Annotated in this window: 15 protein-coding genes; 10 read left to right on the top strand and 5 right to left on the bottom strand. The window is 54.7% G+C overall.

The annotated features are described in order from the left end of the window. Positions 1-10 precede the first annotated feature (10 nt). From spoT to fpr, 5 genes are all read left to right on the top strand, one after another. On the top strand, positions 11-2125 hold the full coding sequence (gene spoT, locus MUU47_RS14590; protein ID WP_258988888.1) for a bifunctional GTP diphosphokinase/guanosine-3',5'-bis pyrophosphate 3'-pyrophosphohydrolase: 2115 nt from the start codon (positions 11-13) through the stop codon (positions 2123-2125). Positions 2126-2129: 4 nt separating this feature from the next. Beyond that, positions 2130-2819 (top strand): tRNA (guanosine(18)-2'-O)-methyltransferase TrmH, encoded by a 690-nt coding sequence (gene trmH, locus MUU47_RS14595; RefSeq protein ID WP_258988889.1) that lies wholly within the window; start codon positions 2130-2132, stop codon positions 2817-2819. A gap of 3 nt (positions 2820-2822) precedes the next feature. After that, positions 2823-4904 carry an ATP-dependent DNA helicase RecG gene (gene recG / locus MUU47_RS14600; protein WP_258988890.1) on the top strand — a complete coding sequence of 694 codons (2082 nt, stop codon included), beginning with the start codon at positions 2823-2825 and terminating at the stop codon, positions 4902-4904. Positions 4905-4949: 45 nt separating this feature from the next. After that, positions 4950-5960 (top strand): class II fructose-bisphosphatase, encoded by a 1011-nt coding sequence (gene glpX, locus MUU47_RS14605; RefSeq protein ID WP_258988891.1) that lies wholly within the window; start codon positions 4950-4952, stop codon positions 5958-5960. Between the two features lie 218 nt (positions 5961-6178). Beyond that, the gene (gene fpr, locus MUU47_RS14610) at positions 6179-6925 is read left to right on the top strand and encodes a ferredoxin--NADP(+) reductase (protein WP_258988892.1); all 747 of its coding nucleotides are present in this window, start codon (positions 6179-6181) and stop codon (positions 6923-6925) included. Here the strand turns inward: fpr and MUU47_RS14615 are convergent, their stop codons facing one another. After that, complete coding sequence (locus MUU47_RS14615) at positions 6926-7345, bottom strand: DUF805 domain-containing protein (RefSeq protein ID WP_258988893.1); 420 nt, start codon at positions 7343-7345, stop codon at positions 6926-6928. 115 nt (positions 7346-7460) lie between these two features. Here MUU47_RS14615 and MUU47_RS14620 point away from each other — a divergent pair, with 115 nt between their 5' ends. The 3 genes from MUU47_RS14620 (at position 7461) to MUU47_RS14630 (ending at position 10071) form a co-directional block, all read left to right on the top strand. Further along, positions 7461-8060, top strand: coding sequence for a DUF1454 family protein (locus tag MUU47_RS14620; RefSeq protein WP_258988895.1), 600 nt, complete (start codon positions 7461-7463; stop codon positions 8058-8060). Positions 8061-8169: 109 nt separating this feature from the next. Then, positions 8170-8937 (top strand): triose-phosphate isomerase, encoded by a 768-nt coding sequence (tpiA, locus tag MUU47_RS14625; protein ID WP_258988896.1) that lies wholly within the window; start codon positions 8170-8172, stop codon positions 8935-8937. Between the two features lie 153 nt (positions 8938-9090). Continuing rightward, a complete protein-coding gene (locus MUU47_RS14630) occupies positions 9091-10071 on the top strand; it encodes a transposase (RefSeq protein ID WP_258988897.1) in 981 nt (326 codons plus the stop codon). Positions 10072-10135: 64 nt separating this feature from the next. On the opposite strand, the gene MUU47_RS14635 is transcribed toward MUU47_RS14630, so the two are convergent. The 3 genes from MUU47_RS14635 to zapB form a co-directional block, all read right to left on the bottom strand. Then, entirely contained in the window at positions 10136-10891 is a 756-nt protein-coding gene (locus tag MUU47_RS14635) for a CDP-diacylglycerol diphosphatase (protein ID WP_258988898.1), read from the bottom strand. A gap of 93 nt (positions 10892-10984) precedes the next feature. Continuing rightward, positions 10985-11974, bottom strand: a complete 990-nt coding sequence (locus MUU47_RS14640; protein WP_258988899.1) for a sulfate ABC transporter substrate-binding protein — start codon at positions 11972-11974, stop codon at positions 10985-10987. 146 nt (positions 11975-12120) lie between these two features. After that, complete coding sequence (gene zapB / locus MUU47_RS14645; RefSeq protein ID WP_159756981.1) at positions 12121-12366, bottom strand: septal ring assembly protein ZapB; 246 nt, start codon at positions 12364-12366, stop codon at positions 12121-12123. A gap of 421 nt (positions 12367-12787) precedes the next feature. On the opposite strand from zapB, the gene MUU47_RS14650 reads away from it, so the two are divergent. Both MUU47_RS14650 and glpK read left to right on the top strand, forming a co-directional pair. Next, entirely contained in the window at positions 12788-13636 is an 849-nt protein-coding gene (locus tag MUU47_RS14650) for an MIP/aquaporin family protein (RefSeq protein WP_258980779.1), read from the top strand. A gap of 22 nt (positions 13637-13658) precedes the next feature. After that, positions 13659-15164, top strand: a complete 1506-nt coding sequence (gene glpK / locus MUU47_RS14655) for a glycerol kinase GlpK (RefSeq protein ID WP_159769011.1) — start codon at positions 13659-13661, stop codon at positions 15162-15164. Positions 15165-15238: 74 nt separating this feature from the next. Here the strand turns inward: glpK and gltS are convergent, their stop codons facing one another. Next, positions 15239-16441 (bottom strand): sodium/glutamate symporter, encoded by a 1203-nt coding sequence (gene gltS / locus MUU47_RS14660; protein WP_159756972.1) that lies wholly within the window; start codon positions 16439-16441, stop codon positions 15239-15241. Between the last annotated feature and the right edge of the window lie 200 nt (positions 16442-16641).

The following is a 16641-nucleotide window of genomic DNA, read 5'->3' on the forward strand; positions in this document are numbered from 1 at the left end:
CGGGTCGCCCTTGTATCTGTTTGAGAGCCTGAATCAACTGATTCAAACTTACCTGCCAGAAGACCAGATTAAGCGTCTTCAGCAGGCTTATCTCGTTGCACGTGATGCTCACGAGGGACAGACACGTTCAAGCGGTGAACCCTATATCACGCACCCGGTAGCCGTTGCCTGCATTCTGGCCGAGATGAAACTCGACTATGAAACGCTGATGGCAGCCCTACTGCATGACGTGATTGAAGATACCCCCGCCACCTACCAGGATATGGAACAGCTGTTTGGCAAAAGCGTTGCTGAACTGGTAGAAGGGGTGTCCAAGCTTGATAAGCTTAAGTTCCGCGATAAGAAAGAGGCGCAAGCCGAAAACTTTCGCAAGATGATTATGGCGATGGTGCAGGATATCCGCGTCATTCTCATCAAACTTGCCGACCGTACCCACAATATGCGCACCCTGGGCTCTCTTCGCCCGGACAAACGCCGCCGCATTGCCCGCGAAACGCTGGAAATCTACAGCCCGCTGGCGCACCGTTTAGGTATTCATCACATTAAAACCGAGCTCGAAGAGCTGGGCTTTGAAGCGCTGTATCCTAACCGCTACCGCGTTATCAAAGAGGTAGTAAAAGCGGCACGTGGCAACCGTAAGGAGATGATTCAGAAGATCCTTTCTGAAATCGATGGACGGTTACAGGAAGCGGGAATTCCGTGTCGCGTCAGCGGCCGTGAAAAGCATCTCTACTCCATTTACTGCAAAATGGTGCTCAAAGAGCAGCGTTTTCACTCGATTATGGATATCTACGCCTTCCGCGTGATCGTCCATGATTTCGACACCTGCTACCGCGTGCTGGGCCAGATGCACAGCCTGTACAAGCCGCGTCCTGGCCGGGTGAAAGACTACATCGCGATTCCAAAAGCCAACGGATATCAATCGTTGCATACCTCTATGATTGGCCCGCACGGCGTGCCAGTTGAGGTGCAGATTCGAACCGAGGACATGGACGTGATGGCAGAAATGGGTGTCGCCGCACACTGGGCATACAAAGAGAATGGCGAAAGCAGTACCACTGCACAAATCCGCGCCCAGCGCTGGATGCAAAGCCTGCTCGAACTGCAGCAGAGTGCCGGTAGCTCGTTTGAATTTATCGAGAGCGTAAAATCTGATCTCTTCCCGGATGAGATTTATGTTTTCACCCCGGAAGGCCGCATTGTCGAACTTCCAGCCGGTGCGACACCGGTCGATTTCGCCTACGCGGTCCATACCGATATCGGTCATGCCTGCGTCGGTGCCCGCGTCGACAGACAACCCTATCCGTTGTCGCAGCCGCTCACCAGCGGGCAAACGGTCGAAATTATTACCGCGCCGGGCGCACGCCCGAATGCCGCGTGGCTGAACTTTGTGGTCAGCTCGAAAGCGCGCGCCAGAATCCGTCAGCTGCTGAAAAACCTGAAGCGCGATGACTCCGTCAGTCTCGGTCGTCGTCTGCTGAACCATGCGCTCGGCGGCAGCCGCAAGCTCGCCGAAATTCAGCAGGAAAATATCCACCGCGAATTAGTCCGCATGAAACTCGCCACGCTTGACGATCTGCTGGCCGAAATCGGTCTGGGCAACGCCATGAGCGTGGTAGTCGCGAAGAACTTACAGCAAGGCGAAGCCGGTGCAGCGCAGCAGCCAACGCCGTCGGGTCACGGTCATCTGCCGATTAAAGGCGCCGATGGCATACTGATAACCTTCGCAAAATGCTGCCGTCCAATTCCAGGCGATCCGATCATTGCCCACGTCAGCCCGGGCAAAGGGCTGGTTATCCACCACGAGTCGTGCCGAAATATTCGCGGTTACCAGAAAGAGCCGGAAAAATTCATGGCCGTGGAGTGGGATAAAGAGACCGAACAGGAATTTATCACCGAAATTAAGGTGGATATGTTCAACCATCAAGGTGCGCTGGCGAACCTTACCGCCGCGATCAACACCGCCTCGTCCAATATTCAGAGCCTGAATACGGAAGAGAAAGATGGTCGCGTTTACAGCGCCTTCATTCGTCTGACGGCACGCGATCGCGTCCATCTGGCCAACATCATGCGCAAAATTCGCGTTATGCCTGATGTGATTAAAGTCACCCGCAACAGAAACTAGTTCAATGAACCCAAAACGTTATGAGCGTATCTGTGAGATGCTCGCCAGGCGTCAGCCTGACCTGACCGTCTGTATGGAGCAAGTCCACAAACCCCATAATGTCTCGGCAATCATTCGCACTGCCGATGCCGTTGGCGTGCACGAAGTCCACGCCGTCTGGCCAGGGAACCGCATGCGCACCATGGTTTCCAGTGCTGCAGGCAGCAACAGTTGGGTGCAGGTCAAAACCCACCCGACCATTAGCGATGCCGTCGCCACGCTGAAAGGCCGTGGCATGCAAATACTGGCAACTCATCTCTCTGATAAAGCTGTAGATTTTCGCGAAATAGATTACACGCGACCGACCTGTATTTTGATGGGTCAGGAAAAAACCGGCATTACTCAGGAAGCATTAGACCTCGCCGACCAGGACATCATTATCCCAATGACCGGCATGGTGCAGTCGCTGAACGTTTCGGTCGCCTCAGCCCTTATTCTCTATGAAGCCCAGCGCCAGCGGCAAAACGCAGGCATGTACCTGCGCGAAAGCAGTATGTTGCCGCAAGAAGAACAACAGCGCCTGTTGTTCGAAGGCGGCTACCCGGTGCTGGCACACGTCTCCAGGCGTAAAAATCTGCCTTACCCACACGTCAACGAGCGTGGGGAAATAGAGGCCGATGCGCAGTGGTGGTCTGTCATGCAGGCGGCGAAATAAGCCATGGGAGGCCGTCTGCTGGATGCCGTCCCGCTGAGCGCACTCACTGGCGTTGGCGCAGCGCAGACCAGCAAACTGGCTAAAATCGGTCTGCACAACGTGCAGGATTTGCTCCTGCACTTACCGCTGCGTTACGAAGACCGAACCCAACTTTACCCTATCAATGACCTGCTGCCGGGCATCTACGCCACGGTTGAAGGCGAAGTTCTCAACAGCAATATCACTTTCGGCGGCCGCCGAATGATGACCTGCCAGATAAGCGACGGCACTGGCATCCTCACCATGCGCTTTTTCAATTTCAACGCGGCGATGAAAAACAGTCTCGCCACGGGCCGCCGCGTGCTGGCCTACGGTGAAGCAAAGCGTGGGAAATACGGCGCAGAGATGATCCACCCGGAATATCGCGTGCAGGGTGATATGAGCGAGCCGGCGCTGCAGGAAACGCTGACGCCGGTCTATCCAACCACCGAAGGTGTGCGCCAGGCTACGCTGCGTAAGCTGACCGATCAGGCGCTGGATTTACTTGATACCTGCGCCATCGCGGAACTGCTGCCGCCGGAACTGGTGCAGGGTTTGATGAGTCTGCCGGAAGCATTGCGCACCCTGCACCGCCCGCCGCCGTCGTTGCAATTGACTGATTTAGAAAGCGGCCAGCATCCGGCACAGCGCCGTCTGATTATGGAAGAGCTGTTGGCACATAACCTGAGCATGCTTGCACTTCGTGCGGGCGCACAGCGTTATCACGCCGAACCGCTGGGCCCGAAGGACGATCTGAAAAATGGTCTTCTCGCCGCGCTGCCATTTAAGCCAACCGGGGCTCAGGCCCGCGTGGTGGCAGAAATCGAAAAAGATTTAGCCCAGGATATCCCGATGATGCGCCTCGTTCAGGGCGACGTCGGTTCCGGGAAAACGCTGGTTGCTGCCCTCGCTGCGTTAAGAGCAATCGCCAATGGCAAACAGGTCGGGCTGATGGCGCCGACGGAACTGTTAGCCGAGCAGCACGCCACCAACTTCCGTAACTGGTTTGCACCATTGGGTATTGAAGTGGGCTGGCTGGCGGGCAAGCAAAAGGGCAAAGCACGTCAGGCGCAACAGGAAGCCATTGCCAGCGGTCAGGTACAAATGGTGGTCGGCACCCATGCCATTTTCCAGGAGCAGGTTCAGTTTAACGGCCTGGCGCTGGTTATTATCGACGAACAGCACCGCTTCGGCGTTCATCAGCGTCTGGCGCTGTGGGAAAAAGGCCAGCAGCAGGGTTTCCATCCACATCAGCTGATCATGACCGCCACGCCAATTCCCCGCACCCTGGCGATGACCGCGTATGCCGATCTCGACACGTCGGTTATCGACGAAATGCCGCCGGGTCGTACGCCCGTCACGACGGTCGCCATTGGTGATACCCGTCGCCACGAAATTATCGAACGCGTGCGCAATGCCTGTATGCAGGAAGGCCGTCAGGCTTATTGGGTCTGCACGCTGATTGAAGAGTCTGATTTGCTGGAAGCGCAGGCGGCAGAAGCCACGTGGAAAGAGCTGAAAATTGCGCTGCCAGAGCTAAATATTGGTCTCGTCCACGGACGCATGAAGCCGGCTGAAAAGCAGGCGGTGATGCAGGCTTTCAAGCAGGGCGAGCTGCAATTGCTTATCGCCACCACGGTGATTGAAGTCGGGGTGGACGTGCCAAACGCCAGCCTGATGATTATCGAAAACCCGGAGCGTCTGGGCCTGGCGCAGCTGCACCAGCTGCGTGGCCGTGTGGGACGCGGAGCGGTCGCCTCTCACTGTGTACTACTCTATAAAGCACCGCTGTCGAAAACGGCGCAGAAACGCCTGCAGGTATTACGCGACAGCAACGACGGCTTTGTGATTGCGCAAAAAGATCTCGAAATTCGCGGCCCGGGCGAGATGCTCGGCACCCGTCAGACCGGCGCGGCTGAATTCAAAGTCGCCGATTTGCTGCGTGATCAGGCGATGATCCCGGACGTTCAACGCATCGCCCGTCATATTCATGACAAATACCCGCCGCAGGCACTGGCGTTAATTGAGCGCTGGATGCCGGAAACCGAACGTTATTCCAACGCGTAGCCTTTTGGGCTGCGTGCCATTCTTAGCTTCCAAAACGAGTATGTTATGAGACGAGAACTTGCCATCGAATTTTCGCGTGTGACCGAGGCCGCCGCGCTTGCCGGTTACAAATGGCTGGGTCGTGGTGATAAAAATATCGCCGACGGCGCCGCCGTGAATGCCATGCGCATCATGCTCAACAAGGTCAATATCGACGGCACCATCGTGATTGGCGAAGGCGAAATTGACGAAGCCCCAATGTTGTTTATCGGCGAGCAGGTCGGCACTGGCAACGGTGATGCGGTCGATATCGCCGTGGATCCAATTGAAGGCACCCGCATGACCGCGATGGGTCAGGCGAACGCTCTGGCCGTGCTGGCCGTAGGCGATCAAGGCTGTTTTCTGAACGCTCCAGATATGTACATGGAAAAGTTGATCGTCGGCCCTGGCGCAAAAGGCGCTATCGACCTCAATTTGCCGCTCGAAGAGAATTTGCGCAATGTAGCGAAAGCGCTCGATAAGCCGCTGTCTGAGTTAACCGTTACCATTCTTGCCAAACCGCGCCACGATCAGGTGATTGCCGATATGCAAAAGCTCGGCGTGCGCGTTTTTGCCATCCCTGACGGCGACGTTGCGGCCTCCATTCTGACCTGCATGCCTGACAGCGAAGTTGATGTGCTGTACGGGATTGGCGGCGCGCCGGAAGGCGTGGTGTCTGCCGCGGTTATCCGCGCACTGGACGGCGATATGCACGGCCGTCTGCTGGCACGCCACGACGTTAAAGGCGACTCGCCGGAAAACCGTCGCATTGGCGAAAACGAACTCGAGCGCTGTGCAGCGATGGGTATCGAAGCCGGGAAAGTGTTGCGCCTCGACGAAATGGCCCGCAGCGACAACGTTATTTTCTCCGCCACCGGCATCACTAAAGGCGACCTGCTGGACGGCATTACCCGCAAGGGCAATATCGCCACCACCGAAACGCTGATGATCCGCGGTAAATCGCGCACCATCCGCCGCATTCAGTCGATTCACTATCTCGACCGCAAAGATCCGGAAATCCAGCTGCACATCCTCTGATATGCCCTAAATAATTCGAGTTGCATTGAGGCGGCAAGTCCGTGAGTCCCCAAGAACTTACACAAGTAAGTGACTGGGGCGAGCGGACGCAGCCAACAAAGATGCAGCTTGAAGTATGACGGGTATATTTGATCAATAGAGCTTTCCAGCCTTTCGGGGCTGGAAATCTTTCCTCCTGGTAGCGAAGATAGGACTATCAACGTAGCGAGGAGAAGATAATGGCGGATTGGGTCACAGGTAAAGTTACCAAAGTCGAGAACTGGACAGACGCCCTGTTCAGCCTCACCGTTCATGCCCCCGTTCACCCCTTCACGGCCGGACAATTCACCAAGCTTGGGCTGGAAATTGACGGCGAGCGCGTCCAGCGCGCCTATTCCTACGTCAATGCGCCCAATAATCCTGACCTCGAGTTTTATCTGGTGACGGTGCCAGAGGGCAAACTCAGCCCGCGTCTGGCGGCGCTCAAACCCGGCGATGAAGTGCAATTAGTCAGCGAAGCGGCAGGTTTCTTTGTGCTGGATGAAGTGCCAGACTGCGATACGCTGTGGATGCTTGCGACCGGCACGGCGCTCGGCCCGTATCTGTCGATTCTGCAGGAAGGGAAAAATCTGGAGCGTTTTAACAACTTCGTGTTGGTGCACGCGGTACGTTATGCCCACGATTTAAGCTATTTACCGTTGATGCTGGAACTGCAAAAACAGTACCAAGGGAAACTGCGCATCCAAACCGTGGTGAGCCGCGAGGAAGTGTCAGGCTCGTTAACCGGACGCGTACCGGCGCTTATCGAAAGCGGAGCGCTGGAAGAGGCCGTGGGCCTGACGATGACCACCGAAAACAGCCATGTGATGCTGTGCGGAAACCCACAGATGGTGCGTGATACCCAGCAGTTGCTGAAAGATTCCCGGCAGATGACCAAACATTTGCGTCGCCGACCGGGCCATATGACGGCCGAACACTACTGGTGATCAGCGGTATTTAACGGCAATCGTTTCTTTTCCGAACTTATTTTCGCCCTGGGTTCCAACGAACGCGCCCAGGTCGATAAGCATCATCACCATAATCAGGGTCGGAATAAAGCGGCCTACGCCCCACTGCCAGACACCCGGCAGCACCGCCCAGTTACCGGCGAGAAGCATCCACGCGAGGATCATCAACAGCGCCCAGATGCCTGATTTACCCCGGTCATGCAGGCGTTTAACGGTCACAGCTGCCGTCGGCCAGAGCAGGCACACCAGCGCAAACGCGGCGGTTTGCAGATTCAGTAAACCACTGCCCGCGAGGGTGAACAGCACAATCATCGCCAGCACCCAAATGCCTATCCAGATCCAAAAATCACGGCGCCCAATACGCCCATTAATCGAAAATAACCACTGCTGTAGGGTCATGGAAAATTCCTTATCATCGTAATACCACGTAGTTTACCCTGAAGTGGTCTCTTTTTGACAAGCGGGGCGGTTTACCGTTTTAATCATCCCCAGGAAAAAATCTTAGGTGGTGTACATGACGAAATGGCTGACTTTGTGTTTGATTGGGCTTACAGCGCTGGCTGTCGGCCAAAACGCGCTGTCGGCTGAAACGGGCGAATCCACCACAGCGCCTTACCTGCTCTCGGGTTCACCGACGTTTGATCTGTCCATTAGCCAGTTTCGCGAGAAGTTTAACGCAGATAATCCGTCACTCACGCTAAACGAATTCCACTCCATTACGACCAGTCGCGATCAGCTGAGCCTCACCCGTGCCGCCAGCAAAATTAATGAAAATTTGTACGCCTCCACGGCTCTTGAACGTGGCACGCTGAAGATTAAATCGATGCAGATAACCTGGCTGCCGATTCAGGGCCCGGAACAAAAGGCCGCCAGGGCGAAAGCGCTGGAATATATGGGCGCGGTTTTGCGCGTCTTCACCCCGGCGATTACCAAAGCGCAAAGTCTGCAAAAGCTGCAAAAACTCCTCTCCGCCGGAAAGAACAAACGCTACTACACCAGCAGTGAAGGTGCGCTTCGCTATGTGGTCGCAGATAACGGCGAAAAGGGTCTGACCTTCGCTGTTGAACCGATTAAGCTGGCCCTGGCTGAGACGCTCGAAAGCAACAATAAATGACAAAAAGCAAAGCCTTTCCAGCGCCGAATCTCTATACTGTTTCACAGACCATGCTGCCCTGAGGGGTGGCCATCTTCCTTAATTCGCTTAAGTAGCGTGGAGAATTCAAATGCGACATCCTTTAGTGATGGGTAACTGGAAACTGAACGGCAGCCGCCACATGGTGAACGAGCTGGTTGCTAACCTGCGTACAGAGCTGAGTGGCGTAACCGGTTGTGGCGTTGCTATCGCGCCACCAGAAATGTACCTCGACCTGGCTATTCGTGCCGCTGGCGGCAGCCACATCATCGTGGGCGCGCAGAACGTTGACCTGAACCTGTCCGGCGCATTCACCGGTGAAACCTCTGCGGAAATGCTGAAAGATATCGGTGCGAAATACATCATCATCGGTCACTCTGAGCGTCGTACTTACCACAAAGAATCTGACGAACTGATCGCCAAGAAATTCGCCGTGCTGAAAGAGCAGGGTCTGGTACCGGTTCTGTGCATCGGTGAAACTGAAGCAGAAAACGAAGCAGGCAAAACTGAAGAAGTTTGCGCACGTCAGATCGACGCAGTGCTGAAAACTCAGGGCGCAGCAGCATTCGAAGGTGTTGTTATCGCTTACGAACCAGTATGGGCAATTGGTACTGGCAAATCTGCAACTCCTGCGCAGGCTCAGGCAGTTCACAAATTCATCCGTGATCACATTGCTAAAGCAGACGCGAAAGTGGCTGAGCAAGTTATCATTCAGTACGGCGGTTCCGTAAACGCAGCTAACGCTGCTGAACTGTTCACCCAGCCGGACATTGACGGCGCGCTGGTTGGCGGTGCATCTCTGAAAGCTGACGCTTTCGCAGTTATCGTTAAAGCAGCTGAAGCCGCTAAAAAAGCGTAATTCCTCACGCTAACGAATCAGGCCCGGTCGCGCACGCTACCGGGCTTTTTTTAGGTTCATCGCGGTTAAGCGTGAACCAATAGAAAACGGCGGTAAAAGTGGTTAGTTTTGTATTCGCCAAAACACTAACCAGCCACTCAACCGCCGTCTGCCATGAATGCTAATCTTTCTTCCCTCTTTTGGGAAGGTTTCACTGTTGATTCCTTCACTCATCCTGCACCGGATGCTCTGCTTATTACGCTCCGGCCTGACCCCGGTTTTGCGCCGTCCTGCCGTCGATGTGGCTGCAGAGACTGTGCTGTCCATGATGTCTCTGTGCGACGGATACGTGAACGCGATTTACTCCACTGGCGCGTCACACTCCTGCTTCCCGTCCGCCGCCTGCGCTGCTCCCGCTGCGGGATTGCCACTGAGCGCATCTCATGGTTGCCCGAACGGCAACGTTACACGTCCTCGTTAGCGACCTGGGTGGAATCTCTTACCCGGGTAGCCTTCCGTCCGTTCTTCACCTGGCTGGGCCCGGAAGGATGTGCCGCTATCGAATCTGTCGCGATGGATATGAATACGGCACTGGACCTGGAGGTGAGAGCGCAGTGCCCGCAGGCGGAAGTGGTGTATGACCTGTTCCATGTGGTGGCGAAGTTCGGCCGGGAAGTCATCGACAGAGTGAGGGTCGACCAGGCGAATCAGTTGCGTGACAACAGTAAGGCGCGGAAGGTTATCAAACGCAGCCGCTGGTTGCTGTTGCGTAATCCAGAGAACCTGCCGGCCGGGCATGAGGTGAAACTGGCAGAGTTGCTGGCGGCGAACCAGCCGTTAAATACGGTGTATGTGATGAAAACAGCCCTGAAAGAGCTGTGGTATGCCCCGGATAAAGACGTTGCGCAGCGTCGCTGGAATGAGTGGTACAGGCAGTCGCAGGAAAGTGGCATCAAAGCGTTACAGCAGTTCGCGGATAAGCTGAAGGGCTATGTGAGCGGCATAATCGCCAGTGCCACGCATCATCTGAATACCAGCGTACTTGAGGGAATGAACAACAGGATCAAAGTGATAAAACGGATGGCTTATGGATACCGGGATAACGACTACTTTTTTATGAAGATAAAAGCAGCGTTCCCCGGTAAGGCGCGATGAACCTTTTTTTATTGCTTGCTGAGCAGCGAGTACCACTGATAATCCAGCACCAAAAATGGTGGGCTTATTTCAGAATTTCGCAGCGATGATCCTGGATTTCCTCGGCAGATGCACGGTTCAGCGTGAGCACGTCGCGCTCGGTCGCTAACAGCACAAACGTACCGTCACTCTGCTGCACCATCGCCAGTGCGAAGCGGCCCATATGGTCGCGCGCTTGTGGAACTTCGTCTGCCAACATCAGGAACGGACTTTTCTGCACCAGCTCATTCTCGGTCACGCGGCGGGCCAGATATTGATGATTGCGCAATCCCCCTGGCAGCGGCAGCCAGCGAGTGCTAATCGACTCCATGCTGTCATTCAGCTTCGCACGCACATCAGGCCGCAGGCAGGAGATATGGATATGGAAATGATTCTGCGTGCGTCCGGTACGCGAATTTATGGTCAGCGACACGGCGGAATCCGGCACCGGCGAACCGTGGAGAACGCTCATGAACTGACGGTTTTGCCAGGCCTGCCAGAAAAAGTTGGGGGTGTGAGGATCCAGCAATAACGGGCTTTCGGTGCCGTTAATCCGGTACGTCGGCATCAACAGATACTGCAACGGGCCGTTGCGGTCCTTGAATAACGCATAGCCGCCCTTCAGGTTCACCGAAGCACACGGGGCCGGAGACTGGCTCTCCTGTTGATGAGGCACGCACTGGTCGATAACGAAATGGCGTAAGGCATCCGGATTCCCGGCATGCAGCCAGTACCAGCCGCCTGCGGCCGCTCCGCCCACCACAATAACTAGCGTCAGAATCAGATAGTTGATGCGCTTCATTTTTCGGTCCCTGTAAAAGCTCTGAAGCGAAAGGGTAGCGCAAAAAGATGACCAAAGAAAAACGGCCCCGCAGGGCCGTAATGAGTATCGCCGTTAACGCTGACTGATTTGGTCAAACGTCCCGCCGTTGGAGAAGTGATCTTTCTGCGCTTTTGCCCAACCGCCAAATTCCTGGTCGATGGTAAACAGCTTCAGTTTCGGGAATTCAGCTTCGTATTTTTTCGCCACTGCCGGGTCACGTGGACGATAATAGTTTTTCGCCACGATATCCTGACCTTCCGGGGAATAGAGGTACTTCAGATACGCTTCGGCAACCGGGCGCGTGCCTTTCTTATCCACCACTTTGTCGACCACGGAAACGGTCGGCTCAGCCAGGATAGATTCGCTCGGGGTGATGATTTCAAACTTATCTTTGCCCAGTTCGTTGGTCGCCAGCAGCGCTTCGTTTTCCCAGGCAATCAGCACGTCGCCGATCCCGCGTTCAACGAAGGTGTTGGTCGAGCCACGGGCGCCGGAATCCAGCACTTCCACGTTCTTATACAGCGCTTTTACGAAGTCCTGCGCTTTGGCCTGGTCGTTGTTGTTGTGATGCAGAGCGTAGCCCCACGCCGCCAGATAGTTCCAGCGCGCGCCGCCGGAGCTTTTCGGGTTCGGCGTAATCACCGACAGGCCCGGCTTCACCAGGTCATTCCAGTCATGAATGTGTTTCGGGTTGCCTTTGCGCACCAGGAACACGATGGTCGAAGTGTACGGCGCGGAGTTGTCCGGCAGACGTTTGATCCAATTTTTGTCGATACGACCGCGAGCAGCGATGGCATCCACATCATAGGCCAGCGCCAGGGTCGCCACATCGGCCTCGATACCGTTGATGATCGACGTCGCCTGTTTACCGGAACCGCCATGCGACTGACGAATCACCACGTTGTCGCCGGTTTGTTTTTTCCAGTAAGCGCTGAATGCTTTGTTATAGTTGTCGTACAGCTCGCGTGTTGGATCGTACGATACGTTCAGTAGCTGAATGTCTTTTGCCAGAACGCCAGCAGATGCCAGCAGAAGCGTTAACCCGAGGCCTAATTTGTTCATCGACTGCTCTCATGTGTGGTGATGTGATGAGCGTAGCCTGCCAGAAACAGAACCGATGATTAAAGAATAAAAAAAGATTGGCTATAACTTGAGGGTATAAAGAGGCGAAAGCAAAACACCCTTCCGAAGAAGGGTGTTGGGGGAATTTAAACTTCTTCCATGCGGCCCAGCAGCGCCTGCAGACGCTCCTGCCAGCCGTGCTGCTGTTCTTTCAGTTGGTTGTTTTCGCGCTCCAGATCTTCACGACCGTTTTGCGCGTTATGCACTTCCTGCGACAGTGCATTGTTCTTCTCTTTCAGCTCTTCAATTTCCATCTGCAGCAGAGTGATAGTATCAATCGCCTGCTGTACTTTGGATTCCAGTTTCTCAAACACTTCTAATGACATCGTCATACCTCTCCTGAATTTGCAAGGCGTTGAACTCGTCCCGGAACCCCGGCGACGCCTTAACGTAAGTAAGCGCACTGCTATGCATCCGATTGTATGGAGCGCCGCTCTCCCTGTCCAGCGCAAGGGCGCTCAGATCGTGGTTTGCAACACTTTTCAGGCTATACCTGGAGCGTTCGTCGCAAATCCCCCTAAATTGTTAATCCATTCGTTAAATAAATGATTCTTATATCAGGTTGACAAGGGTCATAACGCGCACTTTTTCGCGCGAAAACGCTCATTTTATTGACGCAGCACACATATTTTGATTTCGATATTTCTCGTTTTTGTTCGTTAACGATAAATTAACATTATGCCTACATGGCAGCGTGGTCGTCTTCGACCTCCATGTTCACAATAATCATCAACGAATCTTCAGGATCCAATCATGAGCCAAACATCAACCTTAAAAGGCCAGTGCATTGCCGAGTTTCTCGGTACCGGGCTGTTGATCTTCTTCGGTGTTGGATGCGTCGCCGCGCTTAAAGTTGCAGGCGCGAGCTTCGGTCAGTGGGAAATCAGTATTATCTGGGGTTTGGGTGTGGCGATGGCCATTTACCTGACAGCAGGTGTTTCCGGCGCACATCTCAATCCGGCGGTGACCATTGCTCTCTGGCTGTTTGCCTGTTTCGACGGGCGTAAAGTAGTACCCTTTATCTTTTCTCAATTTGCCGGTGCGTTTTGCGCAGCGGCGTTAGTTTACGGGCTTTATTACAATCTTTTCTATGACTTCGAACACACGCACAATATGGTGCGCGGCAGTGTCGAAAGTCTTGAGCTGGCAGGTATTTTCTCGACTTACCCGAACCCACATATCAATTTTGTGCAGGCCTTCGCGGTAGAAATGGTCATTACCGCTATCCTGATGGGTCTGATTCTTGCGCTCACGGATGACGGTAACGGTGTTCCACGTGGCCCGCTAGCCCCGTTGTTGATTGGCCTTCTGATCGCGATTATCGGCGCATCAATGGGACCACTGACCGGCTTTGCTATGAACCCGGCTCGTGACCTCGGCCCGAAAACCTTCGCCTGGCTTGCAGGCTGGGGTGAAGTGGCCTTTACTGGCGGCAAAGACATTCCGTATTTCGTGGTGCCGCTGCTCGCACCGATCGTCGGCGCATCGCTGGGCGCATTCGGCTATCGCAAGCTGATTGGCCGCAATTTACCGTGCGACGTCTGCGAGGTGGAAGAAAACGAAACCACCGCCAGCACCACACAACACAAAGCTTCGCTGTAATCTGACTACGGGACTTAGCATTATGACTGACAAAAAATACATCGTTGCACTCGACCAGGGTACAACCAGCTCCCGCGCCGTTGTCATGGATCACGACGCCAATATCGTCAGCGTTTCGCAGCGCGAATTCGAACAAATTTATCCTAAGCCAGGCTGGGTTGAGCACGACCCGATGGAGATCTGGGCTTCCCAGAGTTCCACCCTGATTGAAGTGCTGGCAAAAGCCGACATCAGTTCCGATGAAGTGGCGGCTATCGGCATCACCAACCAGCGTGAAACCGCCATCGTCTGGGATAAAGAAACCGGTAAGCCGATTTACAACGCCATCGTCTGGCAGTGCCGTCGTACGGCGGATATCTGCGAGCAGCTCAAGCGTGACGGTATGGAAGACTACGTGCGCAGCACAACCGGGCTGGTGATTGACCCGTACTTCTCCGGCACCAAAGTGAAGTGGATCCTCGACCACGTGGAAGGCGCGCGTGAGCGGGCTAAACGTGGCGAACTGCTGTTCGGTACCGTTGACACCTGGCTTATCTGGCGTATGACTCAGGGCCGTGTACACGTTACCGACTACACAAACGCCTCGCGCACCATGCTGTTCAATATTCACGAACTGGACTGGGACGACAAAATGCTCGAGGCGCTGGATATCCCACGCGCGATGCTGCCAGAAGTGCGTAAATCATCCGAAGTGTACGGCCAGACCAACATCGGCGGTAAAGGCGGCACGCGTATTCCAATCGCCGGGATCGCCGGTGACCAGCAGGCGGCGCTGTTTGGCCAGCTTTGCGTCAAAGAAGGGATGGCGAAAAATACCTACGGCACAGGCTGCTTTATGCTGATGAACACCGGTGAAACCGCCGTTAAATCAGAACACGGCCTGCTGACCACCATCGCTTGTGGCCCGAAAGGCGAAGTGAATTACGCCCTGGAAGGCGCAGTATTCATGGCGGGTGCATCCATTCAGTGGCTGCGTGACGAAATGAAGCTGATTAACGATGCTTTCGATTCCGAATATTTTGCGACCAAGGTGAACGACACCAACGGCGTATACGTGGTTCCGGCATTTACCGGCCTCGGTGCGCCATACTGGGACCCGTATGCCCGTGGCGCAATATTCGGCCTGACGCGCGGCGTGAACTCGAATCACATTATTCGCGCCACGCTCGAATCCATCGCCTATCAGACTCGCGACGTGCTGGAAGCGATGCAGGCCGACTCCGGTATTCGTCTGCACGCCCTGCGCGTGGATGGCGGTGCAGTTGCCAACAATTTCCTGATGCAGTTCCAGTCAGACATTCTCGGCACGCGCGTTGAGCGTCCGGAAGTGCGTGAAGTCACGGCGCTCGGCGCAGCGTATCTCGCTGGCCTGGCGGTAGGCTTCTGGCAGAATCTGGACGAACTGAAGGAAAAAGCGGTGATCGAACGTGAATTCCGTCCGGGGATTGAAACCACCGAGCGTAACTACCGTTACAGCGGCTGGCAGAAAGCGGTGAAGCGCGCCATGGCGTGGGAAGATCACGATTAAGCCTGACCGTTTGAGCCATAAAAAAGGCCGGGGATAATCCCCCGGCCTTTTTGTTTCTGCTCGATGCCGTATCGCTATGCAAACATAGGCAACAACAGGTACAGTTTGATCACCAACGCATTCACGATATCAATAAAGAATGCGCCGACCATTGGCACCACCAGGAACGCCATGTGCGACGGACCGAAACGTTCAGTGATGGCCTGCATATTGGCAATCGCCGTTGGTGTCGCCCCCAGACCAAATCCACAGTGACCCGCCGCCAGCACCGCTGCATCATAGTTTTTGCCCATCATGCGATAGGTTACGAACACCGCGTACAGCGCCATCGCTACGGTTTGCACCGCCAGAATAGCCAGCATCGGCAGCGCCAGAGAAGCAAGCTCCCACAACCTGAGACTCATCAGCGCCATTGCCAGGAACAACGACAGCGACACGTTCCCGAGCACCGATACCGCACGTTCAAACACGCGATAGAAGCCCAGCACTGCCAGACCATTACTGAGGATAACCCCGACAAACAGCACGCAGACGAAGGTCGGCAGCTCAAACGTGGTGCCCACCAGCAATTGCGCAACGATTTTCCCGACGGTAAGACAGATAGCAATCAGCGCAATGGTTTCAATCAGCACTAAAGAAGTGATCATGCGACCCACTTCTGGCTTTTCGAACGCCGTTGGCACTTCCAGATCGTCCGGTTTACCGTCCGGTGTAGAGGAGTGTTTCACCAGATAACGCGCCACCGGGCCGCCAATCAGGCCACCCAGCACCAGACCAAAGGTCGCACAGGCCATCGCCACTTCGGTGGCATTGGCGAAACCATAACGTTCGACGAACAGCTTACTCCAGGCCGCACCGGTGCCATGACCACCGGAAAGCGTAATCGAACCGGCCAACAGGCCCATCAGCGGATCCAGCCCCAGCATTTTCGCCATACCAATCCCGATGGCGTTCTGCATCAGCAGCAGCCCTACCACCACAATCAGGAACGTGCCGACCACTTTGCCGCCGGTGCGCAGGCTCGCAAGATTGGCGTTCAGGCCAATGGTGGCAAAGAAAGCCATCATCAGCGGATCTTTCAGGCTCATATCGAAATCGATTTCCCAGCCCATGCTCTTTTTCAGCACCAGCAGCGCCAGCGCAGCCAGCAGACCACCTGCGACGGGTTCAGGGATTGTGTATTTCTTGAAGAGGGGAACGGTATGGACAAGTTTGCGTCCTAACAACAACACCAGCGTTGCCGCAACAAGCGTCGATAGCGTATCGAGATGAAACATAGAAGCTCCTTGTTAGCGCATAATCCAATTTTAGCGACGTGAATACCTGTAGTGAATGTTCTCATCGTTATTAGCAGGAGCCGGATTTTACGCAAAACGCAGTGAAAAATGACAGAAAAAAATGTCAGAAGCGGCGAAATTTGCGACAAAACGTACAAAAACAGCATAAAAAACTGAGTAGTTATGCTTCCTTAATATAT

The organism is Scandinavium hiltneri, from assembly GCF_024764835.1.
GTDB classification, from domain to species: domain Bacteria; phylum Pseudomonadota; class Gammaproteobacteria; order Enterobacterales; family Enterobacteriaceae; genus Scandinavium; species Scandinavium hiltneri.

Bases quoted from the DNA above. Each gene is read 5' to 3' on its own strand.
- gltS (WP_159756972.1), bottom strand. From the start codon at position 16,441: ATGTTTCATCTCGATACGCTATCGACGCTTGTTGCGGCAACGCTGGTG.
- MUU47_RS14640 (WP_258988899.1), bottom strand. From the start codon at position 11,974: ATGAACAAATTAGGCCTCGGGTTAACGCTTCTGCTGGCATCTGCTGGC.
- MUU47_RS14635 (WP_258988898.1), bottom strand. From the start codon at position 10,891: ATGAAGCGCATCAACTATCTGATTCTGACGCTAGTTATTGTGGTGGGC.
- glpK (WP_159769011.1), top strand. From the start codon at position 13,659: ATGACTGACAAAAAATACATCGTTGCACTCGACCAGGGTACAACCAGC.
- fpr (WP_258988892.1), top strand. From the start codon at position 6,179: ATGGCGGATTGGGTCACAGGTAAAGTTACCAAAGTCGAGAACTGGACA.
- tpiA (WP_258988896.1), top strand. From the start codon at position 8,170: ATGCGACATCCTTTAGTGATGGGTAACTGGAAACTGAACGGCAGCCGC.
- MUU47_RS14620 (WP_258988895.1), top strand. From the start codon at position 7,461: ATGACGAAATGGCTGACTTTGTGTTTGATTGGGCTTACAGCGCTGGCT.
- MUU47_RS14615 (WP_258988893.1), bottom strand. From the start codon at position 7,345: ATGACCCTACAGCAGTGGTTATTTTCGATTAATGGGCGTATTGGGCGC.
- zapB (WP_159756981.1), bottom strand. From the start codon at position 12,366: ATGACGATGTCATTAGAAGTGTTTGAGAAACTGGAATCCAAAGTACAG.
- MUU47_RS14650 (WP_258980779.1), top strand. From the start codon at position 12,788: ATGAGCCAAACATCAACCTTAAAAGGCCAGTGCATTGCCGAGTTTCTC.
- glpX (WP_258988891.1), top strand. From the start codon at position 4,950: ATGAGACGAGAACTTGCCATCGAATTTTCGCGTGTGACCGAGGCCGCC.
- MUU47_RS14630 (WP_258988897.1), top strand. From the start codon at position 9,091: ATGAATGCTAATCTTTCTTCCCTCTTTTGGGAAGGTTTCACTGTTGAT.
- trmH (WP_258988889.1), top strand. From the start codon at position 2,130: ATGAACCCAAAACGTTATGAGCGTATCTGTGAGATGCTCGCCAGGCGT.
- recG (WP_258988890.1), top strand. From the start codon at position 2,823: ATGGGAGGCCGTCTGCTGGATGCCGTCCCGCTGAGCGCACTCACTGGC.